Source organism: Streptomyces sp. ATLC9 (assembly GCF_057196705.1).
In genome coordinates this window covers 1-20,082 of the sequence record NZ_JBXUOY010000075.1, presented here as the reverse complement: position 1 = coordinate 20,082, position 20,082 = coordinate 1, and the positions used below count along the sequence as shown (strand labels likewise).

Annotated in this window: 20 protein-coding genes; 9 read left to right on the top strand and 11 right to left on the bottom strand. The window is 74.1% G+C overall.

Annotated elements, in window-relative coordinates; genetic code table 11:
- The first annotated feature begins 290 nt into the window (after positions 1–290).
- Entirely contained in the window at positions 291–653 is a 363-nt protein-coding gene (locus AC2CJA_RS11065; RefSeq protein WP_484602498.1) for a DsrE family protein, read from the top strand.
- Positions 654–754: 101 nt separating this feature from the next.
- On the opposite strand, the gene AC2CJA_RS11060 is transcribed toward AC2CJA_RS11065, so the two are convergent.
- From AC2CJA_RS11060 to AC2CJA_RS11030, 7 genes are all read right to left on the bottom strand, one after another.
- Positions 755–1,042 (bottom strand): DUF1416 domain-containing protein, encoded by a 288-nt coding sequence (locus AC2CJA_RS11060; RefSeq protein ID WP_093847173.1) that lies wholly within the window; start codon positions 1,040–1,042, stop codon positions 755–757.
- A 53-nt stretch (positions 1,043–1,095) separates the two neighbouring features.
- Entirely contained in the window at positions 1,096–1,941 is an 846-nt protein-coding gene (locus AC2CJA_RS11055; RefSeq protein ID WP_484602495.1) for a sulfurtransferase, read from the bottom strand.
- Between the two features lie 165 nt (positions 1,942–2,106).
- Positions 2,107–2,190, bottom strand: coding sequence for a putative leader peptide (locus tag AC2CJA_RS11050; RefSeq protein ID WP_484602497.1), 84 nt, complete (start codon positions 2,188–2,190; stop codon positions 2,107–2,109).
- A 212-nt stretch (positions 2,191–2,402) separates the two neighbouring features.
- Entirely contained in the window at positions 2,403–3,089 is a 687-nt protein-coding gene (locus tag AC2CJA_RS11045; RefSeq protein ID WP_484602494.1) for an LmeA family phospholipid-binding protein, read from the bottom strand.
- A 156-nt stretch (positions 3,090–3,245) separates the two neighbouring features.
- A complete protein-coding gene (locus tag AC2CJA_RS11040) occupies positions 3,246–4,307 on the bottom strand; it encodes a hypothetical protein (RefSeq protein WP_484602493.1) in 1,062 nt (353 codons plus the stop codon).
- Complete coding sequence (locus AC2CJA_RS11035) at positions 4,304–4,570, bottom strand: MoaD/ThiS family protein (protein ID WP_484602492.1); 267 nt, start codon at positions 4,568–4,570, stop codon at positions 4,304–4,306. The genes AC2CJA_RS11040 and AC2CJA_RS11035 overlap by 4 nt, the downstream gene beginning before the upstream one ends.
- Positions 4,571–4,582: 12 nt before the next feature.
- A complete protein-coding gene (locus AC2CJA_RS11030) occupies positions 4,583–5,596 on the bottom strand; it encodes an alpha/beta hydrolase (RefSeq protein ID WP_484602491.1) in 1,014 nt (337 codons plus the stop codon).
- A 127-nt stretch (positions 5,597–5,723) separates the two neighbouring features.
- Between AC2CJA_RS11030 and AC2CJA_RS11025 the strand changes: the two genes are divergently transcribed.
- The 5 genes from AC2CJA_RS11025 (at position 5,724) to AC2CJA_RS11005 (ending at position 10,962) form a co-directional block, all read left to right on the top strand.
- On the top strand, positions 5,724–6,548 hold the full coding sequence (locus AC2CJA_RS11025; RefSeq protein WP_484602490.1) for a response regulator transcription factor: 825 nt from the start codon (positions 5,724–5,726) through the stop codon (positions 6,546–6,548).
- 24 nt (positions 6,549–6,572) lie between these two features.
- On the top strand, positions 6,573–7,598 hold the full coding sequence (locus tag AC2CJA_RS11020; protein WP_484602489.1) for a LacI family DNA-binding transcriptional regulator: 1,026 nt from the start codon (positions 6,573–6,575) through the stop codon (positions 7,596–7,598).
- Positions 7,599–7,701: 103 nt separating this feature from the next.
- A complete protein-coding gene (locus AC2CJA_RS11015) occupies positions 7,702–8,703 on the top strand; it encodes a S1C family serine protease (RefSeq protein WP_484602488.1) in 1,002 nt (333 codons plus the stop codon).
- Positions 8,704–8,725: 22 nt separating this feature from the next.
- Positions 8,726–9,517: a response regulator transcription factor gene (locus AC2CJA_RS11010; protein ID WP_484602487.1), complete on the top strand. Its 792-nt coding sequence runs from the start codon at positions 8,726–8,728 to the stop codon at positions 9,515–9,517.
- Positions 9,514–10,962, top strand: coding sequence for a HAMP domain-containing sensor histidine kinase (locus tag AC2CJA_RS11005; protein WP_484602486.1), 1,449 nt, complete (start codon positions 9,514–9,516; stop codon positions 10,960–10,962). Before AC2CJA_RS11010 ends, AC2CJA_RS11005 begins: the two co-directional genes overlap by 4 nt.
- Here AC2CJA_RS11005 and AC2CJA_RS11000 read toward each other — a convergent pair.
- From AC2CJA_RS11000 to AC2CJA_RS10990, 3 genes are all read right to left on the bottom strand, one after another.
- The gene (locus AC2CJA_RS11000) at positions 10,952–11,311 is read right to left on the bottom strand and encodes a DUF4180 domain-containing protein (protein WP_484602485.1); all 360 of its coding nucleotides are present in this window, start codon (positions 11,309–11,311) and stop codon (positions 10,952–10,954) included. The two genes, AC2CJA_RS11005 and AC2CJA_RS11000, sit on opposite strands and share 11 nt — an antisense overlap.
- 98 nt (positions 11,312–11,409) lie before the next feature.
- Positions 11,410–11,778, bottom strand: coding sequence for a hypothetical protein (locus tag AC2CJA_RS10995; RefSeq protein ID WP_484602484.1), 369 nt, complete (start codon positions 11,776–11,778; stop codon positions 11,410–11,412).
- A gap of 263 nt (positions 11,779–12,041) precedes the next feature.
- Entirely contained in the window at positions 12,042–13,859 is a 1,818-nt protein-coding gene (locus AC2CJA_RS10990) for a bifunctional metallophosphatase/5'-nucleotidase (RefSeq protein WP_484602483.1), read from the bottom strand.
- Positions 13,860–14,005: 146 nt separating this feature from the next.
- Between AC2CJA_RS10990 and mshD the strand changes: the two genes are divergently transcribed.
- Positions 14,006–14,932, top strand: a complete 927-nt coding sequence (mshD, locus tag AC2CJA_RS10985) for a mycothiol synthase (protein ID WP_484602482.1) — start codon at positions 14,006–14,008, stop codon at positions 14,930–14,932.
- Between the two features lie 137 nt (positions 14,933–15,069).
- Here mshD and AC2CJA_RS10980 read toward each other — a convergent pair whose 3' ends face one another.
- Positions 15,070–16,272: a DprA-like winged helix domain-containing protein gene (locus tag AC2CJA_RS10980; protein WP_484602481.1), complete on the bottom strand. Its 1,203-nt coding sequence runs from the start codon at positions 16,270–16,272 to the stop codon at positions 15,070–15,072.
- 287 nt (positions 16,273–16,559) lie between these two features.
- On the opposite strand from AC2CJA_RS10980, the gene AC2CJA_RS10975 reads away from it, so the two are divergent.
- A complete protein-coding gene (locus AC2CJA_RS10975) occupies positions 16,560–18,773 on the top strand; it encodes an RNA degradosome polyphosphate kinase (protein WP_484602480.1) in 2,214 nt (737 codons plus the stop codon).
- A gap of 46 nt (positions 18,774–18,819) precedes the next feature.
- The gene (locus tag AC2CJA_RS10970; protein ID WP_484602496.1) at positions 18,820–19,968 is read left to right on the top strand and encodes a CHAD domain-containing protein; all 1,149 of its coding nucleotides are present in this window, start codon (positions 18,820–18,822) and stop codon (positions 19,966–19,968) included.
- Positions 19,969–20,082 lie beyond the last annotated feature (114 nt).

The following is a 20,082-nucleotide window of genomic DNA, read 5'->3' as shown; positions in this document are numbered from 1 at the left end:
GCGCTTCGGCGGCGCGGGCGGAAGCGGCGGCAGGAGCGGAACGGGCGGACGGGGAGGCGGGGCCGCCTGGGCCGGGGCCCCGGGCCCGGGAGCGGGCACCCGTTCGGGCGCGGCTCCGGACTCGGGCGCGGACTCGGGGGGTTCCGCCGGTGTCGGCGGGGGCGTGGACACGAAATCTCTCACACGTTTGTGAGTTCGCCGACAGAAACGCCGAGGAGAAGGTTGTGCTCGCGCCGGTCACGATCGGATCGCGGTGCGTGTCAGGGGCTACCGTGGTCCGCATGGCAGCTGTGTCGAAGAAGCTCGTGATCAAGGTGACGGCCGGGGCGGACGCGCCCGAGCGGTGCTCGCAGGCCTTCACGGTGGCGGCGGTGGCCGTGGCCAGCGGAGTGGAGGTGTCGCTCTGGCTGACCGGGGAGTCGTCGTGGTTCGCGCTGCCCGGCCGGGCGGCGGAGTTCGAGCTGCCGCACTCCGCGCCGCTGCCCGAGCTGGTCGACGGCATCCTGGCGGGCGGACGGATCACCCTGTGCACCCAGTGCGCGGCGCGGCGCGGGATCGGGGAGAAGGACGTGATCGAGGGCGTCCGCATCGCCGGGGCCCAGGTGTTCGTCAGCGAGATCACGGGTGAGGGCGTACAGGCCCTGGTCTACTGAGCGCCGTCCGGACGGCGCTGAGGCCGTGCCCCGCACAAGGTGTCCAACCCCGGGGCACGGCCTCAGCGCGTCGTACGGCCCGTCCTGCGGCCGTCCCGCGGTCACACCGCGATGGGGACCTCCACCAGGCCGCCCTGCTGGGCGACGACGGTGCGGTCCGCGGTGCCGCCCGGCACCAGGGCGCGCACGGTCCAGGTGCCCTCGGCGGCGTAGAAGCGGAACTGGCCGGTGGCGGAGGTGGGGACCTCGGCCGTGAACTCGCCGGTGCCGTCCAGCAGCCGGACGTACCCGGTGACGGGCTCGCCGTCGCGGGTCACCTGGCCCTGGATCGTCGTCTCACCGGGCTTGATGGAGGAGGCGTCGGGGCCGCCTGCCTGTGCTCCGCACATATCGGGTGCTCTTCCTTCCGGAACGAGGAGTTGAGTGTGGAGGGGGAGGTGGCTCAGGCGCTCTTGCCGTCGCCGAGCTCGATCGGCACGCCGACCAGCGAGCCGTACTCGGTCCACGAGCCGTCGTAGTTCTTGACGTTCTCCTGGCCCAGCAGCTCGTGCAGGACGAACCAGGTGTGGGCGGAGCGCTCGCCGATGCGGCAGTAGGCGATGGTGTCCTTGGACAGGTCCACACCCGCCTCCTGGTACAGCTCCTTCAGCTCCTCGTCGGTCTTGAAGGTGCCGTCGTCGTTGGCCGACTTCGACCACGGGATGTTGCTGGCGGTCGGGATGTGGCCCGGGCGCTGCGACTGCTCCTGCGGCAGGTGGGCGGGGGCGAGCAGCTTGCCGCTGAACTCGTCGGGGGAGCGGACGTCCACCAGGTTCAGCTCGCCGATGGCCGCGACGACGTCGTCGCGGAAGGCGCGGATCGACTTGTCCTGCTCCTTGGCCCTGTACTCGGTCTTCGCGCGGGCGGGCACCTCGGAGACCAGCTCGCGGGCGTCCAGCTCCCACTTCTTGCGGCCGCCGTCGAGGAGCTTGACGTCCTGGTGGCCGTAGAGCTTGAAGTACCAGTAGGCGTAGGACGCGAACCAGTTGTTGTTGCCGCCGTAGAGGACGACGGTGTCGTCGCCCGCGATGCCCTTCTCGGACAGCAGCTTCTCGAAGCCGGCCCGGTCGACGAAGTCGCGGCGGACCGGGTCCTGGAGGTCGGTGCGCCAGTCGATCCGGACGGCGTTCCTGATGTGGTTCTTGTCGTAGGCCGAGGTGTCCTCGTCCACCTCGACGATGACCACCTTGGGGTCGTCGATGCGGGCCTCGACCCAGTCGGCGTCTACCAGGACGTCACTGCGGCTCATGTCTCTCCTCCGGAGGGCAGGTACTGCGCGGGGTGTGCGGTGGACGTGCGCGCGGCGGCGCGGGACGCCGACGGGCGCGCACGGGGCTGTACGCCGCGGTGGCGGGGGACAGCGGGGTGGTGTGCGGCTGCGGTCCGGGCTGCGGGGAGCGCCGAGAGCCGGCCGTCAGAGGACGGCGCGACAGAGCATGGCGGCGACACGGCAAAGATCGACTGCCCGTCGCTTCGTGAGATCCGCCTGTCGCTTCATGGGCCCGATCGTAGGGACGGAGGGGCGGGCGTGTCACCGTGGTTCCGGATAATGAGAAAGAGATGCCCGGATCGTGAGACACGGGAGGGGGCGGGAGGTCCCTCCGGACGGACGCGCGGGCTTCTGGGAGGGGACTTCTGGGAAGCGGACGCGGACGTCTCGGGGAGTGGACGCACCGGTCGGTGTGCGACCGGTGCGCGGCCGGTCCGGCGTCAGCCGGCCAGGTTCACGTCCGTGCCGCTCAGGCGCAGCACGACGCCTTCCTCGTCCACCTCGGCCCTTTCCAGTGCCAGCCCCGCGGGAAGGCCGGTGATCTCGAGCTTGCGGTCTATCTGTGCCCGCACGAGGTCCTCGGCCACGGGCAGGTCGGGGAGGTCCTCGGCGCGCAGTGCGATGGTGTCGCCGCCCTCCACCTTCAGCGAGCTGTGCAGGGTGAGCTCCGCGAGGGTGAGGTTCACGTCCAGCCGTACCTGGTTCCTCGCGGCCCGCTCCGCGCCGGCGTAGGCGAGGGAGGCGCCCCTGGCACCGGCCTCGGTCAGGTCCTGGTAGCTGATCCGCGCGCTGCCGGTGGCCCGTTCGGCGACGGCGGAGGAGAAGTTGTCCTCCAGCCGCACGCCGCCGAGGTGCACGTCCACCTCCGTCACGTCCACGTCGCGTCCGCCGACCTGAACCGTCAGCCCGTTCATCGTGGCGTCCACCGACTCCAGTTCCTTGTCCGCCACCTGGGTGAGGAAGGGGAAGCCGTGGATCTCCACGGCGGGTCTCTCCGCCAGGCCCCTGGAGCTCTGGACCTTCTCGGCGACCTTGTCCTCGGCGAAGTTCACCGCGAGCCGGTCGGCGGCGACGAACAGGCCGCCGAGGAGGACGACGAGTCCCAGCAGGGCTTTCAGCGCGCGCATCGTGGTGGTCCCCCCAGGGTGGCCGGGTACGGTCGGGCCGGTCGCGCCGGTCGATTCGTGTCGACGCCGGCGGAAGCCGATCGGGTTCCGGCGAGCCTAACCCGTGGTGCTCCGCGACAGGTCCGCACCACCTTCCCGGCGTCCCCGCGCCCCGCCCTACACCAGGGCCCTGCCGAGCAGGTGGACCGCCGGCGCGGCGGCGGTCAGCGGCAGCGCCACACCGGCCGTCATGTGGACGAAGCGGGAGGGGAAGTCGTAGCTCGCCACCCGCAGCCCGACCAGCGCGCACGCCCCGGCAGCGAGCCCCAGCACCGCGCCGGAGCCGCCCGGGGAGGTGAACTGCCCGGCCGCGGCGCCCGCGCCCGCGGCGGCCGACAGCGAGACGGCCACGGAGACCGCCTGCGGCAGCGGCAGCGCCCGGGCGAGCGCGGCGGCCGCCACGGCGAGCGCGCCAGCCGTCACCGCGTCGGGCTCGGCGGCCAGATGGCCGACGGCGAGCACGGCGAGGGCGGTGGAGGCGACCCCGGCCGTCAGAGCGTACAGGCGCTCGTCGGGCGAGGAGTGGTTGCGCAGCTGGAGCACGAGGACGAACAGGACCCACACCCCGAGCGTGCCGACGACGACGGCCGAGGCGTGCCCGGCGCCGAGCACCAGCAGGGCGATGTCCGCGGTGACGCCCGCCAGGAACGCCAGCGCGATGCCCTGCCGCGCGGGCCACATGCCGTTGAGCCGGAACCAGCCCGCGGCCGTGACCGCCTGGAGCAGTACCACGGCGACGGCCGACACCGGACGGGAGACCTGGGCGGTGGCCGCGAGCAGCACGGCCAGGAGGGCGGTGAGGGCGGCGGGCGTCAGGCCCGGAGCGATGATCGGACTGCCGGTACGCCGCGGGGTGGCGGTGGGAGCGGCGGCGGCCGCACCGGGCACGCCGGCCGTACCGCCCTGCTCCGGCGGCAGGGGCCCGGGGCCGGGGTGGTGGGGCGGCGCGGGGACGCCGGGGGCGGTGTACGGATCCTGACCGGGGGCGGTGTACTGGCCGTACTGGTCGTACTGCTGGTACCGGCCGTACCGGTCCCGTCCGGCGGGCTCGCCGTAGGTGTCGTACCCGCCGTACGCGGGAGCCGAAGGGTCCTGGCCGTACGCATGGCCGTACTCGTGGCCGTGGGGGCCGGGCCGGGAGCCGTACGGCCGCCCGGGCGGGTGGTGCTGGTCGGTCAACGGGAGCCTCCCGCGAAGGGGGGAAGCACCTCGACGGTGCCGCCCTCGGTCAGTCGGACGAGGTTGTGGTCGCGCTTGCCGACCGGCTCGCCGTCCACCAGGAAGGAGCACAGGCCCAGCACCCGGTCGAAGTCCGGCCGGCCGGCATGCCGCCGGCGCGCCTCGGCCAGCGCCTCGGCCAGCGTGTGGGCCTCGTATCTCTCCTCGGTGATCCCGGCGGCGGCCTTGGCCGCGGCCCAGTAGCGGATCATGCCGCTCGGCATGGTGTGTCCCTCTCAGCCGTCCGTCGTGCCGCTCCCATGATGACGTGCCGTCGCCCCGGTCCGTGCCGTCGCCCAGGCGGCGATCCGTTCCAGCAGCTCCGGGGGCGCGGCGTTCTCGGCGTGGCCGAAGCCGCGCTCGATCCACAGCTCCGAGGACGCCGGGTCGGCCGCCTCGGCCAGCGAGTGCGGGTGGTCCAGCGGGAAGTAGGCGTCCTGGTCGCCGTGCACCACCAGCAGCGGGGTCGGGGCGATCAGCGGCGCGGCCTCCACCGGTGACAGCGGCACCGGGTCCCAGTCCCGGTGGTGGACGCGGGTGCGCAGCCCGTAGCGGGAGACCAGGCGTCCGGCGGGGTGCTGGATCGCCCAGTGGACCCGTCGCATGGCCGGGGTGCCCCGGTAGTACCAGCGGGCGGGGGCGCTCACGGCGACGACCGCATCGGTGTGTGCGCCTGTGCGCCCCTGGTGCATCCTGTGCGCGGTGTCACCGGGGCCGGCCCCGCCGCCCTCCCCGGCTCCGCGCCCCGCGCCGGCCGCCTCCGGCCGGTGGAGCGCCGCGTGCCGCAGCACCACCGAGCCGCCCATCGAGAAGCCCGCCGTCACCACCGCGGAGTGCCCCAGCGAACGCGCCCAGCGCACCGCCGCGGCCAGGTCGAGCACCTCCCGGTCACCGACCGTGGAACGCCCGCCGGAGCGGCCGTGTCCGCGGAAGGAGAACGTGATCACACCCGCGTGCCGGGCGAACGCCTGTGACACTCGTCGCACCGCCGGCCGCTCCAGCGAGCCGGTGAAACCGTGCGCGAGGACGATCGCCGGAACCCGTCCGGCGGCCCGCCGCGCGCCCCCGTCCCGGTCGCCGAAGTCTCCCTCGCGGGGCTGGTAGCAGGCGTCTATGCCCACTCCGTCCTCGGTCCGCAGCCGCGCCCGCAGCGGTGCGCGCGGAGGCGTCCGCCACCCCGCGCCCCCGCCACCGCGGGTGACGACCCCACCACGAAAAGCCCCCTCCGTCCCCTCCACGTCCTCGCTCATGTGGGATATTGTCGGTGACGAGAAGGATCCGGGCAGCGCCGCCCCCGGGTCCTTTCGTGCTTTCGGAGCGCAGTACGAAGCAGTGCCGCCACACGCCCCGACCGGGGCCGGGGAAGGACTCGACGTCATGAGCTCACTACTCCTGCTGACCAACGCCCTCCAGCCCTCCACCGAAGTCCTGCCCGCGCTCGGCCTGCTGCTGCACAACGTCCGTGTGGCCCCGGCCGAGGGCCCGGCGCTGGTGGACACCCCCGGCGCCGACGCCGTCCTGGTCGACGGCCGCCGCGACCTGCCGCAGGTGCGCTCCCTGTGCCAGCTGCTGCGCTCCACGGGGCCGGGCTGCCCGCTGATCCTGGTGGTCACCGAAGGCGGCCTCGCGGCCGTCACCGCCGAGTGGGGCGTGGACGACGTCCTGCTGGACACCGCCGGCCCGGCCGAGGTCGAGGCCCGGCTGCGGCTGGCCACCGGGCGGCGGCAGATCGCCGGAGACGACGGCCCGGCGGAGATCCGCACCGGCGACCTGTCGGTGGACGAGGCCACCTACAGCGCCAAGCTCAAGGGGCGCGTGCTGGATCTGACCTTCAAGGAGTTCGAGCTGCTGAAGTACCTGGCGCAGCACCCCGGCCGGGTGTTCACCAGGGCGCAGCTCCTCCAGGAGGTGTGGGGCTACGACTACTTCGGCGGCACCCGGACCGTCGACGTCCACGTGCGGCGGCTGCGGGCCAAGCTCGGCCCGGAGCACGAGTCGCTGATCGGGACCGTGCGCAACGTCGGCTACCGCTTCGTGCTGCCGGAGAAGAAGGAGCCGACCTCCGAGGAGCGCCGGGCCCGCGAGGACGCGAAGGCGACCGTGGACGCCGCCGAGAGGATGGCGCAGGACGCGGCCGGGGGCGTGGACGGCGGCGCGGCCGGGGGCGGGCGGAGGGCCGCCGCTCGCCGGGGAGGAAAATGAGTCGGCGCGCGTAGACTGCCCGCTGTGGCGAAGGTGACGCGGGACGATGTGGCGAGACTGGCGGGTACGTCGACCGCGGTCGTCAGTTATGTGATAAACGATGGGCCCCGGCCGGTCGCGCCCGCGACCCGCGAGCGCGTGCTCACCGCGATCAAGGAGCTGGGATACCGGCCGGACCGGGTCGCGCAGGCGATGGCGTCCCGGCGTACCGACCTGATAGGGCTGATCGTCCCCGACGCCCGCCAGCCGTTCTTCGCGGAGATGGCGCACGCGGTCGAACAGGCCGCCGCCGACCGCGGGAAGATGGTGCTCGTCGGCAACTCCGACTACCTCGACGAGCGCGAGGTGCACTATCTGCGGGCCTTCCTCGGCATGCGCGTCTCGGGCCTGATCCTGATCAGCCAGGGTCCCAGCGAACGCGCCGCCGCCGAGATAGACGCCTGGGACGCGCGTGTGGTGCTGCTGCACCGGCGGCCCGAGGCGATCGACGACGTGGCCGTCGTCCTCGACGACGTCGGCGGCGCCCAGATGGTCACCCGGCACCTGCTGGAGCACGGCCACGAGTACGTGGCCTGCCTGGGCGGCGTGGAGTCCACCCCCGCCTACGGCGACCCGGTGACCGACCACGTGGAGGGCTGGCGCCGGGCGATGAAGGAGGCCGGACACTCCACCGACGGCCGTCTCTTCCAGGCCCCCTACAACCGCTACGACACCTACCGCGTCGCCCTGGACCTGCTGGCCGGCCCCGCTCGCCCGCCCGCGCTGGTGTGCGCCACCGACGACCAGGCCATCGGCGTGCTGCGTGCCGCCCGCGAACTGGGCCTGGACGTACCCGGCGAACTGGCGGTGGCCGGGTTCGACGACGTCAAGGAGGCGGCGCTGACCGATCCGCCGCTGACCACGGTGGGCTCGGACCGCGAGGCGATGGCCCGCGCCGCGGTCGACCTGGTGCTGGACGACGGGGTGCGCGCGACGGGCTCACGGCGCGAGCGCGTGCGGCAGTTCCCGACGGGACTGGTGGTGCGCCGCTCCTGCGGCTGCGGCGCCTGACCGGGCCGGGCCGGGCTCCGGCCGGGGCACCCCGGGGCGGTTCTTCCCCGGGTTTCAGCCCGCCCTCATGAAGTTCTCATTCCGGGCGCGCACAGTCGTGTGCATGAGCGACCACGAGAGCGACCACGAGACGAACCGCGCGTATCCGCCCCGCCCGCCGTACGACCCCTCCACCCCCGAGTCCTCCACCCCCGGGCCCCCCGTCCACGAGCCCGGTGCCGGACACGCCCCCGGCACGCACGCCCGGCCGCGGGCGCGCCGCCCCGTCGGGCTGCTGGCGGCCGTGGCGATCGTGGCCGCCGCGGTCGGCGGTGGTACGGCGACCCTGGCCGCCGAGACGTTCGGGAACGGCGCCGCGCCCGCCGCCACCTCCTCCGCCCCCGGCACAGGCGTCTCCGACACCGGCACCGGAGTCGCCGGGGTCGTCGGGGCCCTCACCCCCAGCGTGGTGGAGATCAGCGCCTCCTCCCGCTCCGGCTCCGCGACCGGATCCGGCGTGGTGATCTCCGAGGAGGGCGAGATCCTCACCAACAACCACGTCGTCTCCGGCGCCACCGGGATCGAGGTCACCCTCTCCGGTGGCCACACCGCCCGCGCCGAGGTCGTCGGCACCGAGCCCGACCTCGACATGGCGCTGCTCCGGGTCGAGGGCGCGGGCGAGCTCACCCCCGCCGAGCTGGGCGACTCCGACTCCGTCCGCGTCGGCGATCAGGTCGTCGCCTTCGGCTCGCCCGAGGGCCTGTCGGGCACGGTCACCAGCGGCATCGTCTCCGCCAAGGACCGCGAGGTCACCGTGGAGCGGACGGGAGAGGACGGCCGGCCGAGGAACGACCGTTCCTGGCCCTTCGAGTTCGACGGCGGCCGGTACAACGGCGAGCTGGGCTCCGAGACCACCACCTACCGGGCCATCCAGACCGACGCCTCCCTCAACCCCGGCAACTCCGGCGGCCCGCTGGTCGACATGAACGGCCGTGTCGTCGGCATCAACTCCGCGATCCACAGCAACGCCTCCACCGCCGCCGAGGCGGGCAGCGTCGGCCTGGGCTTCGCCATACCCGTGAACGACGTCAAGGAGATCCTCGACGACCTGCGCGCCGGCGGATGAGGCGGATGCGACACTCCCCGACATGACCACCACCGCCTCCTCCGCCACGCCCCGTCCCGCTCCGCCCGCGCGCGTGCTGGTCGTCGACGACGAGCCGGCCGTACGGCAGGCCCTGCGCCGCAGCCTGGCCTTCGAGGGCTACGAGACCGAGCTCGCCGCCGACGGCCTGGAGGCGCTGCGGCAGGTGGAGGCGTACCGCCCCGACCTGGTGATCCTGGACGTGCTGATGCCGCGCATGGACGGGCTGACCGCCGCCCGGCGGATGCGCGCGAACGGGGTGACCGTCCCCGTGCTGATGCTCACCGCCCGCGACACCGTCGGCGACCGCGTCACCGGCCTGGACGCGGGCGCGGACGACTACCTGGTCAAGCCGTTCGAGCTGGACGAGCTGCTGGCCCGCATCCGCGCCCTGCTGCGCCGCAGCTCCTACGCCCGCGAGCAGGCCGGTGCCGAGGAGACCGAGGTGCTCTCCTTCGCCGACCTGCGCATGGACCTCACCACGCGCGAGGTCACCCGCGGCGGACGGCCGGTGGAGCTGACGCGGACGGAGTTCACGCTGCTGGAGATGTTCATGGCCCACCCGCGCCAGGTCCTCACCCGCGAGCAGATCCTCAAGGCCGTCTGGGGCTTCGACTTCGAACCCTCCTCCAACTCCCTGGACGTGTACGTGATGTACCTGCGCCGCAAGACCGAGGCCGGCGGCGAGCCGCGCCTGGTGCACACCGTGCGCGGCATCGGCTACGTCCTGCGGGACACCCCGGGCGCCGGGCCCGGCACGGCATCCGGCCCCGCACCGGGAGGAGCGCGCCCGTGACCGACCGGCTCAACTCCCTGCCGCTGCGCTCGCGCCTGGCACTGCTGGTCGCGGTGGCCGTGGCGGTGGCGGTGGCCGCCTGCTCGCTGGCCGCCTGGATCCTGGTGCGGGCGCAGCTCGTCGACTCCCTCGACGACGCCCTGCACACCAACCGGGTCCCCGACCGCCGGCTCATCGACCTCGTCCGTGCCGGGCAGTGCCGGGCGGTGCCGGAGGAGGAGCGGCTGGACACCCCCAACCCCTTCGACTCCACCGTGCAGCTCGTGGACCGCGACGGCGACAGGTGCATGGCCTTCGGCGAACGGCCCCTGCCGGTCTCCGCCGCCGACGTGGCCGTCGCCCGCGGCGAGCGCGCGGAGGCCCTGCACACCGTCACCGCGGGGGGTGAGGAGTACCGGGTGCTCACCACCCCCCTGAGCGGCACGGACGCCGCCGTGACCGTGGCCCGCCCGATGGCCGAGATCGACCAGAGCCTGGACACCCTCGCCCTCGTCCTCGGCCTGGTCGCCGCCACCGGCGTGCTCGGCGCGGCGGGCGCCGGCGTCCTGCTCGCGCGCGCCGGCCTGCGCCCGGTGGACAGCCTGACGGGCGCGGTCGAGCACGTCGCCCGCACCGAGGACCTGACCGTCCGCATCCCCGTCGAGGGCGACGACGAGATCGCCCGCCTGTCACGCTCCTTCAACGCCATGACCGCCGCCCTGGCCACCTCCCGCGACCTCCAGCAACAGCTGATCGCCGACGCCGGGCACGAGTTGCGCACCCCGCTGACCTCGCTGCGCACCAACATCGACCTGCTGGTGCGCAGCGAGCAGGCCGCCCGTCCGCTCCCGCCCGAGGACCGCCGGGAACTGCTGGAATCGGTGCGCGCCCAGATCGGCGAACTGGCCTCCCTCGTCGGCGACCTCCAGGAGCTGTCCCGGCCCGACGCCGCGGCCGCCGGCGGGCCGGTGGAGATCACCGGTCTGCACGAGACGGCCGAACGCGCCGTGGAACGCGCCCGGCTGCGCGGCTCGGACATCACCATCACCCGCGACCTGGCCCCCTGGTACGTGCGGGCCGAACCGGCCGCGCTGGAGAGGGCGGTGGTCAACCTGCTGGACAACGCCGTGAAGTTCTCCCCGCCCGGCGGAACGATCGACGTCCGCCTCGACGGCTCCACCGGCACCCTGCGCGTGCGCGACCGGGGCCCCGGCATCCCCGAGGACGAACTCCCCCACGTCTTCGACCGCTTCTGGCGCTCCCCGTCCGCCCGAAGCCTCCCCGGCTCGGGCCTGGGCCTGGCCATCGTGGCCCGCACGGTGCGCCGCGGCGGCGGCGAGATCGCCCTCCACCCGGCCCCGGGCGGCGGCACGGAAGCCGTCCTGCGCCTCCCCGGCGCCCCGGTGCCCCCGCCGGAGACGCCCGGCCGGTCCGGGGGGAGGCCGGACGGAACGGCTACGGGGTGAGGCGCTCGGCGAGTTCCGTCTCGTCGGCGACGAACCACGTCTGCCTGCCGCGGTCGCACTCGCGGACGAAGTCCCGCAGCGACGCGCTGGCAGCCGTACGGGCGGAGACGTCGCCGACGACGGCGAGTCCCAGGCGGTAGTTGGCGAACTTCTGGACGATCTCTCCGGCCAGGCCGGTACTCAGCCGGAAGAAGTCCTCGTGCAGCCGCCCGGCGGGCACGGCGACCCACCGGGCGCCCTGGTACCCGGCGTCGCCGATCAGGTCCAGCGCCTCGCGCTCGCCGATGGGCGCGCCCTCGCCGGCACACACCAGGACGGGGATGCCGTGGAACGTCCGAAGGGTGGTCATGGCGGTCGAGTCTAGGCGGGGCGGCGTACGGCGTCGAAGCGTTTTCCGGCGCCGCGAAGCGGTCGGGGCACCGCGACGGCGGTGACGGGGCGCGCCGCTCAGTCCAGCTCCACGTCCTCGGCGATGCGCCGGGCCCTGATGTAGGGGCCGCCCTCGTACTCCTCGTACAGCGTCTCCGGCAGCTCCACGCCGAGCTCCCGCTCGACCTCGGCGATCCCGAACTCGCCCACGATGCCGGTGACGCGGACCGGATCGTCCTGGTCCACGGCCGGCATCTCCCCCTCGACCGTCCTCTCCTGCCCGGTCACGGACTCGGCGTCGCCGCTCTCGAACGCCTCGTTCACCTCGGTGATGCCCTCGGCCCCCTTCCCGCCGCATCCCGCGGCGCCGGAAAGCGCGAGCAGCAGTACGAGCAGCGCCGCCGGCCGGCGGCGGCCGGGAACGCCCCGGGCATGTCGCGTGGCCATCTCCTGTCGTCCTCTCACTCCCGGGAATCCTCCGGGCGGGCCGCCGGGGGGTGTCCGGCCCGGTGCCGGGCCATGCCGCGCACGCCGCTTCCGCCCCTGTCGGCGCCGGATCTCCACCCGGGTGGCGGCGCGTGGTCCGGGGTATCGAGGGAGCCGTGAAGAACGCCGCCGACCGGTCGGGTGACCGGTCGGCGGCGTTGTGGGGGAGCTCCGCGGGCCGGGGGGAGACGGCCCGCGGAGGGAGGCTCATCCGCCGTGGGGGGTCACCGGACGACCGTGATCCGGTCCGCCGCCGGGGCGTCCAGCGGGTCGGCGGCGGAGGAGTTGGCGGTCAGGTGGTCCTGGAGGGCCGCCAGGTCGTCGCCGCCCACCAGCGGGTCGGTGCCCTGAGCCAGCGTCGGGAAGCCGTCGCCGCCGCCCGCCAGGAAGGAGTTGACCGCGACGCGGTAGGAGGCCGACGGGTCGATCGGCTCGCCGTTCAGCCGCACCGAGTCCGCGACGATCCGGTCCGCGCCGGACCGGGTGAGGTCGAGGGTGTAGGTGAGACCGGAGGAGACCTGGAGGATCTTCGGGGAGGCCTCGTTGGCGCCGCTGACCTGCTCGCGCAGCACCGTCAGGAGCTGCTCGCCGGTGAGGGTGGTCAGGTTGACGGTGTTGGAGAAGGGCTGGACGGTGAAGCCCTCGGCGTACGTCACCACGCCGTCGCCCTCGGTGCCGGAGGCCGCGTGCACCAGGTCGGCGCGGATGCCGCCGGGGTTCATCAGGGCCAGGTCCGCCTCCGGGTCCAGCCCGCGGGCGTGGGCGAACTGGGCGTCGGCGATCAGGTCGCCCAGCGGGGACTCGGGCGCGGTGCGGTCGGCGGTGATGTCCTCGGAGATCCAGCCGATGGGACGGCCCGCGACGGGCGCGGCCAGCCCCTTCCAGTAGTCGATCAGGGCGGTGAGGTCGGCGGCCTTCTCCTGGTTGCGGTGGACGACGCGGTTGGCGCCCTCCACAGAGGCGCGCACGATGTCGCGGGTGCGGCGGTCGTACTCCATGTTCAGCTCGGTGAACAGCCGGCCGTAGGAGGCGGCGGAGGTGACCAGGCGGTCCTCGCCCCGCGGGTCGGGGACGGAGCAGACGTACGGCTGGTGGGTGTGGCCGGTGATCAGCGCGTCCACGCCCGCGTTCGTCCGCCTGGCGATGTCCACGATCGGGCCGGACAGCCCGCCGCCGTCCTCGCCGCAGTCGGCGTTGTAGGCGCTGGAGGCCGGGAACCCGCCCTCGTGGACCAGGGCGATGACGGCGTTGACGCCCTTGCGGCGCAGCTCCTCGGTGTACTTGTCGATGGTCTCGGCCTCGTCGAGGAACTTCAGCCCCTTGACGCCCTCGGCCGAGACGATGTCCGGCGTGCCCTCCAGCGTGACGCCGATGAAGCCGACGCGGACGCCCTTCATCTTCTTGACGGTGTAGGGGGCCATCAGCGGCCTGCCGGTCTTCTCGTCGACGACGTTGGCCGCGAGGATCGGGAAATCGGCGCCGCCGAAGGTACGGCCCTCGTCGTAGCAGCCGTCCTCGGGGTGGCAGCCGCCCTTCCGCAGGCGCTCGAGCTCGGCGGCGCCCTCGTCGAACTCGTGGTTGCCGACGCCCACGACGTCCATGCCGAGCGCGTTCATCGCCTCGATGGTGGGCTCGTCGTGGAAGAGGCCCGACAGCAGCGGGCTGGCGCCGACGATGTCGCCGGGGGCGACGGTGACCGAGTACGGGTTGCCCTTACGGGCCTCGCGCAGGGAGGTGGCGAGGTACTCGGCGCCGCCCGCGTCGATCTGCTCGGTGGTGCCGTCGGGGTGCTCGTGGGTCACGCGGCCGGAGGAACCGGTCGGGGGTTCCAGGTTGCCGTGGAAGTCGTTGATGGCGAGTACCTGGAGGTCGACGGTGCGTCCGTGGTGCTTGCCGCGGTCGCCGTGCGCGCCGGGGGCCGCCGGCGGGGCGTCCTGCGCGGCGGCGGGCATGGCGGCGCCGAGGGCGCCGACCGTCAGCAGACCGGCCGCGGCGGCGGTGAGTCTGCGGGAGAGGGGATACCGCTTGGGCGGAGTGGACATGTTCTGTCCCCTTCTGTTCCCTTGTCGAAGCCGTGAATTGGCCCGGAAGTGGCCGGTGGTGGCGGGGGAAGCCTAGGTCAACGCGCGTAGCGTGTCATCGTCGCTTCGGTAACCGCAGGGTTTCGATGCTGCGTAGGCTTCTCCCTATGAGCGACGTGGTGGTTGTGGACGAGCTGACGCCCGAGGCCGTGCGGCAGGCACAGGCGCTGATCGACGAGGCCGCCCGGGTGGACGGCCAGCCGGCCGTCTCCGAGCAGGGCCGCCTCCAGCTGCGCGGTGGCCGCCGCGCCGGCGTACGGCACCTGCTGCTCTGGCAACAGGGGGAGCTGGCCGGTTACGGGCAACTGGAGGACACCGACCCGGTCGAGGCCCCGACCGGCGAGTTCGTCGTCCACCCCGGCCACCGCAACCGGGGCCACGGGCTCGCCCTGGGCCGCGCGCTGCTGGAGGCGTCGGGCCGGCGGCTGCGAGTGTGGGCGCACGGCGGCCACCCGGCCGCACGGCACCTGGCCCGGCTGCTCGGCCTCACCCTCTTCCGCGAACTGCGGCAGATGCGGCGCCCGCTGACGGGACCGGACCTGCCCGAGCCGGCGCTGCCGCCGGGGGTGCGGCTGCGCACCTTCGCCCCCGGCCGCGACGACACCGCCTGGCTGGCCGCCAACGCCGCCGCCTTCGCCCACCACCCCGAGCAGGGCGGCATGACCCAGCGCGACCTGGACGACCGCGAGGCCGAGCCGTGGTTCGACCCCAAGGGCTTCTTCCTCGCCGTGCGCGGCGGCGGGGACACCGCAGGCGCCGGCGAGGGCGAGGAGCTGCTCGGCTTCCACTGGACGAAGGTCCACAGCGCCGAGCAGCTCGGCGAGGTGTACGTCGTCGGGGTCACCCCCGGGGCCCAGGGCGGCGGCCTGGGCAAGGCGCTGACGCTGGTGGGCCTGCGCTACCTCGCCCGCGACCGCGGCCTGCCGACCGCGATGCTGTACGTGGACGCCGACAACACCGCGGCCGTGAAGGTCTACGAGGGCCTGGGGTTCGAGACCCACGAGGTGGACCTGATGTACCGCACGGAGGGCTGAACCGGCACGGTGAGCACGCCGGGCCCGGGGTGAGGACCACCGGGGCGCAGGGGAAGGCTGTGGCGAGCAGGGGGGCGAACGCATCGGCCCCTCACCTGTCCGGGAAGCCGTGACACCGGAAGCCGGGGCGTCCCTGGTCATCCGGGACGCCCCGGGCGTCCGGGCCGGCGCGCACGGCCGGGACGTGGTGGCGCGGGCCGGGCCCGCCCGGCGCCGTAGGGCAGCTCGCGGTGGAAGTACGCCGCCTCGGCGGTGTCGTAGCCGATCCGCCCGGCGGTGCCCAGCACGGTCAGGGCGGCGCGCACCCGCTGCGGCGTCAGACCCGACCGCCGGGCCAGCTCCCCGACGTCCACGCGCGGCTCCCAGGCCAGCAGCACCGACACCGGACCGGCGTCCTCGGCCGCCTCCTCACCGGACAGCGCCTCCAGCACCGCGCCCTCGCCCGAGAAACCGCGCACCGGATCGGGGGAGAGGGTGAGGGTCAGCCGCATCCCCGGCAGCAGCAGCTCCCAGGCGGAGGCCGCCGCGCCGCTCGCGGTCGTCGCGGGCGGCCCGTACAGCCGCAGCCCGGTGGCGTGGCGCAGCACCCGCAGCAGGGCCGAGAGCCGGTCCGGTCCGGGCAGGCAGACGGCGCCGGGCACGGGCCGGGTGGTCGGCCGCAGGGAGCGCCCGGCCCGCACCACCCAGAGGGCGGATCCCGAACCCGGGCGGGTGCGCGGCAGGGAGCGCAGGAGGCGGACCGCCTCGGCGGTGGTGACCTCCGCGCGCAGGTCGAAGGCGGAGGCGATCACCTGGGTCTCGGCGAAGCCGCGCAGCCAGCGGTCCGGCAGCGGCACCTTCTTCTCCACCACCGGCCCGTCGAAGGTGGTCACCTCCAGCTCCTCCGGGCCGACCCGCAGATGGAGGGGATCGGAGGGGCCCACCCGGACCAGTGCCTCGCGCAGCGGGTTGTTGACGTCCACGTTGGTGGTGCCGCGGCCGATGTCGTCCCCGTCCAGGCCCTCGCCGAGGACGTCGAGACGGGCGTGGACGCCGCAGCAGCCGGAGAACGACTCGAACCGCAGCCGGTCGCCGTTTCCCGTCACCACCGGATCGAGGGATGCGGCAGCCAGGCGCTGGTGGTAGCGGGCCGAGGCCACGTCGGCGACGGACAGCAGCGCCGCGGCGGCTGCCTCGGGCGCGGTCACGAACCCGGAGAAGAACCGGGGATGCGCGCTCGCCCCCGCCGGCGTCGCCCCGCCCGAGGTCTCCAGCCCCAGCTCGGGCCCGCCCGCGCCGCCGCGCACGGCCGAGGGCCGGAGATAGGTGTAGGTGTGCACCGCCGATGCCGTGGTCGTCATGGCACACGAACGTAAGGGCGACCACTGACAGTCAGCCCGAACGGCTGTGGAGCGACCACCCGGCCGCCGCCGCGACGGTTCGCCGGAGTGAATCGTTCCGGTGTTCGGCACCCGCGCGAAGTGCGGGGATCGCCTGACAGCCATGTCTGCTTAACCGGCGATTCAGGCTCGCTTGCGAGCATCGCGGAATGCAGCCCGTCGTGCCGAAGGCGTCGGCCCCGGGGCCACGCCCCGGGCCGCAGCTCGCCGACGCGCCGTTGCCTCTGGCGGCGCGGAACAATGGAGGAATGAGCCAGCCTGTCCAGCCCTCCGTCGGTTCCATCGCCGCCTCGCGTCCCCACGCCATGATCACGCCGGGGCACGCGATCGAGCCCGGTCTCGACGCGGACCCCGACGCGTACCGCGAGGGCGAGGGTCCCGACGGGGCGGACGAGGAGCTGCCGCAGGGACGTTTCCTCGACCGGGAGCGCAGCTGGCTCGCCTTCAACGAGCGGGTGCTGGAGCTGGCCGAGGATCCCGCCACGCCGCTGCTGGAGCGGGCGAACTTCCTGGCCATCTTCGCCAGCAACCTCGACGAGTTCTTCATGGTGCGCGTCGCCGGCCTCAAGCGCCGCATCGCCACCGGGGTGGCCACCCGTTCAGCCTCCGGCCTCCAGCCGCGCGAGGTGCTGGAGCTGATCTGGAACCGCTCGCGCGAGCTCATGGCCCGGCACGCCGCCTGCTTCCAGCAGGACGTCCTGCCCGCCCTGGCCGACGAGGGCATCCACCTGGTGCGCTGGCCGGACCTGACGGAGAAGGAGCAGGCCCGCCTGTTCACCCTCTTCCGGCAGCGGATCTACCCCGTGCTGACCCCGCTGGCGGTGGACCCGGCCCACCCCTTCCCCTACATCTCCGGGCTGTCGCTGAACCTGGCCGTGGTCGTGCGCAACCCGGTCAGCGGACACAACCACTTCGCGAGGGTGAAGGTGCCACCGCTGCTGTCCCGCTTCCTGGAGGCATCCCCGCAGCGCTACGTGCCCATCGAGGACGTGATCGCGGCCCACCTGGAGGAGCTGTTCCCCGGGATGGAGGTCCTCGCCCACCACATGTTCCGGGTCACCCGCAACGAGGACCTGGAGGTGGAGGAGGACGACGCCGAGAACCTGCTGATGGCGCTGGAGAAGGAGCTGATGAGGCGCCGCTTCGGCCCGCCGGTGCGCCTGGAGGTCGAGGAGTCCATCGACCCGTACGTGCTGGACCTGCTGGTGCGCGAGCTGAAGGTCTCCGAGGCCGAGGTCTACCCGCTGCCCGGCCCGCTGGACCTCACCGGCCTGTTCGGGATCGCCTCGCTGGACAAGCCGGAGCTGAAGTACCGCAAGTTCGTCGCCGGCACCCACCGCGACCTGGCCGAGGTCGAGTCGGCCTCCGCGCCCGACGTCTTCGGGGCGCTGCGCGAGCGCGACGTGCTGCTGCACCACCCCTACGACTCCTTCTCCACCTCCGTGCAGCGCTTCCTGGAGCAGGCCGCCGCCGACCCGGACGTGCTGGCGATCAAGCAGACGCTGTACCGCACCTCCGGCGACTCCCCGATCGTGGACGCGCTGATAGACGCGGCCGAGTCCGGCAAGCAGGTGCTGGTGCTGGTGGAGATCAAGGCCCGCTTCGACGAGCAGGCCAACATCAAGTGGGCGCGGAAGCTGGAGGAGGCCGGCTGCCACGTCGTCTACGGCCTCGTCGGCCTCAAGACGCACTGCAAGCTGTCCCTGGTGGTGCGGCAGGAGGGCGATACGCTGCGCCGCTACAGCCACGTCGGCACCGGCAACTACCACCCCAAGACCGCCCGCCTGTACGAGGACCTGGGTCTGCTGACGGCCGACCCGCAGGTCGGCGCCGATCTGTCCGACCTGTTCAACCGGCTGTCGGGCTACTCGCGCCGCACCACCTACCGCCGGCTGCTGGTCGCGCCCAGCTCGCTGCGCGACGGGCTGGTCCAGCGCGTCAACCGCGAGATAGCCCACCACCGGGCCGGGCGGCCGGCGTACGTGCGGATCAAGGTCAACTCGATCGTCGACGAGGCGATCGTCGACTCCCTCTACCGCGCCTCCCGGGCCGGGGTGCCCGTGGACGTGTGGGTGCGCGGCATCTGCGCGGTACGGCCGGGGGTGGCGGGACTGTCGGAGAACATCCGGGTGCGCAGCGTGCTGGGGCGATTCCTGGAGCACTCCCGGGTCTTCGCCTTCGCGGGCGGAGGCGATCCGGAGGTGTGGATCGGCAGCGCCGACATGATGCACCGCAACCTCGACCGGCGCATCGAGGCGCTGGTACGGGTCACCGACCCCGGCCACCGGGCCGCCCTCGACCGGCTGCTGGAGACCGGCATGGCGGACACCACCGCCTCCTGGCACCTCGGCCCGGACGGCGAGTGGACGCGTCACGCGACCGACGCCGAGGGGCGGCCCCTGCGGAACGTCCAGGAAATGCTCATCGACGCCCGGAGGCGCCGACGTGGTCCAGCCACATGACCTGCCCCTCAACGCGGCCGACGGGGGAGGGGAGCCGTATCCGCGGATGCTTCCGGAGGCGGTCCGCGAGGATCTCCGCGAGACGGATCCGGGTCCGGGGGAGGCCACCGCGGGCGAGGTGCTGGCCGAGTACCTCCACCGGCAGGCCACCGGCTTCCTGCGCGGCCTGCGGCTGCACGAGGAGAGCGCGGGCAGCGCCGAGTCGGCGGCCGTCGCGGCCGAGGCCGTGCGGACGATGCGCCGCTGCGCCCGCCGCGTCGGCGCGGCGCTGCGGGTCTACCGGCCGCTGACCGACGCCGCCCGGGCCGACCAGATCGGCTCCGAGCTGGCCTGGCTGTCGGGCGTGCTGGGGCGGGAGCGGGCGTACGAGGTACGGCTGGAGAGGCTGCTGGGGGCGCTGCACCGGCTGTCGTCGGCGCCGGCCGGGGTGGCGGACGCCGACAGCTCCGCGGCCGGCTCCGCCGCCACCGGACCGCCCGCCCAGCGCGGCTCCTCCTCGCCCGGCGGCGGCGGCCTGGGCATCGGCGCGGCCCGCGCCGGAGCGCTGCTGGAGCGGCAGCTCACCCTCGCCCGGACCCGAGCCCACTCCGCCGCCCTCCAGACGCTCGGCTCGGCCCGCTTCCACGCCGTGGCCGACGCGGTCGCCGTGCTGGCCTCCGAGGCGCCCCTGGCCGGCGAGGCCGTCGCCCGCCCGGCCGCACGCGTGCTGCCGCCGCTGGCCGAGCAGGCCCACCGGCGGGCGGCCGAGGCGGTGGAGGCGCTGCCGCTGACCCGGGCCCGCCAGTCGTACAACGGCGAGGCGTTCGCCCACACCCTCGTCGTGGACGGGGAGCTGGACGCGGCCTGGAACCAGGTGCGGCTGCTGGTGCGGCTGCGCCGGTACGCCCACGAGGTGCTGGGCGCCGACGACCCGGCGCTGACCGCCGCGAGCCGGGCGCTGGACCGGCACAAGGACGCCGCCGAGGCGGCCTCGGCGGCCGCCGCCGCGGCCCGTACCCCCCGTATCGCCCCCGCCACCGCCTACGCGCTCGGAGTGCTCCACGCCGACCAGCGGCACGAGGTGGAGGCGGCGAGGTTCGGCTTCGGGCGGCTGTGGCGCCCGGTGGCGGCTCAGGCGGCCGGGCCGGGGCATCCGGCGCAGGCGCCGGAGGCGGACACGGCCGCGGTGGCCTTCGGCGCGGAGGGGGGCCGCTGATGGGCGGCGCGGGCGCGGGTCCCCCGCCCCGCCCCGGGCCGCGCTCCCGCACCCTCCCCGCGGCCCGCGGCGGTGCTGTCTCTTATAAAAAAAAAACAAACCACCACACCCAAC

Excerpts from the sequence above, each read along its gene's own strand:
- AC2CJA_RS11060 (WP_093847173.1), bottom strand. The coding sequence starts at position 1,042 with ATGTGCGGAGCACAGGCAGGCGGCCCCGACGCCTCCTCCATCAAGCCC.
- AC2CJA_RS11055 (WP_484602495.1), bottom strand. The coding sequence starts at position 1,941 with ATGAGCCGCAGTGACGTCCTGGTAGACGCCGACTGGGTCGAGGCCCGC.
- AC2CJA_RS11050 (WP_484602497.1), bottom strand. The coding sequence starts at position 2,190 with ATGAAGCGACAGGCGGATCTCACGAAGCGACGGGCAGTCGATCTTTGC.
- AC2CJA_RS11045 (WP_484602494.1), bottom strand. The coding sequence starts at position 3,089 with ATGCGCGCGCTGAAAGCCCTGCTGGGACTCGTCGTCCTCCTCGGCGGC.
- AC2CJA_RS11035 (WP_484602492.1), bottom strand. The coding sequence starts at position 4,570 with ATGCCGAGCGGCATGATCCGCTACTGGGCCGCGGCCAAGGCCGCCGCC.
- AC2CJA_RS11030 (WP_484602491.1), bottom strand. The coding sequence starts at position 5,596 with ATGAGCGAGGACGTGGAGGGGACGGAGGGGGCTTTTCGTGGTGGGGTC.
- AC2CJA_RS11025 (WP_484602490.1), top strand. The coding sequence starts at position 5,724 with ATGAGCTCACTACTCCTGCTGACCAACGCCCTCCAGCCCTCCACCGAA.
- AC2CJA_RS11015 (WP_484602488.1), top strand. The coding sequence starts at position 7,702 with ATGAGCGACCACGAGAGCGACCACGAGACGAACCGCGCGTATCCGCCC.
- AC2CJA_RS11010 (WP_484602487.1), top strand. The coding sequence starts at position 8,726 with ATGACCACCACCGCCTCCTCCGCCACGCCCCGTCCCGCTCCGCCCGCG.
- AC2CJA_RS11000 (WP_484602485.1), bottom strand. The coding sequence starts at position 11,311 with ATGACCACCCTTCGGACGTTCCACGGCATCCCCGTCCTGGTGTGTGCC.
- AC2CJA_RS10995 (WP_484602484.1), bottom strand. The coding sequence starts at position 11,778 with ATGGCCACGCGACATGCCCGGGGCGTTCCCGGCCGCCGCCGGCCGGCG.
- AC2CJA_RS10990 (WP_484602483.1), bottom strand. The coding sequence starts at position 13,859 with ATGTCCACTCCGCCCAAGCGGTATCCCCTCTCCCGCAGACTCACCGCC.
- mshD (WP_484602482.1), top strand. The coding sequence starts at position 14,006 with ATGAGCGACGTGGTGGTTGTGGACGAGCTGACGCCCGAGGCCGTGCGG.
- AC2CJA_RS10980 (WP_484602481.1), bottom strand. The coding sequence starts at position 16,272 with ATGACGACCACGGCATCGGCGGTGCACACCTACACCTATCTCCGGCCC.
- AC2CJA_RS10975 (WP_484602480.1), top strand. The coding sequence starts at position 16,560 with ATGAGCCAGCCTGTCCAGCCCTCCGTCGGTTCCATCGCCGCCTCGCGT.
- AC2CJA_RS10970 (WP_484602496.1), top strand. The coding sequence starts at position 18,820 with ATGCTTCCGGAGGCGGTCCGCGAGGATCTCCGCGAGACGGATCCGGGT.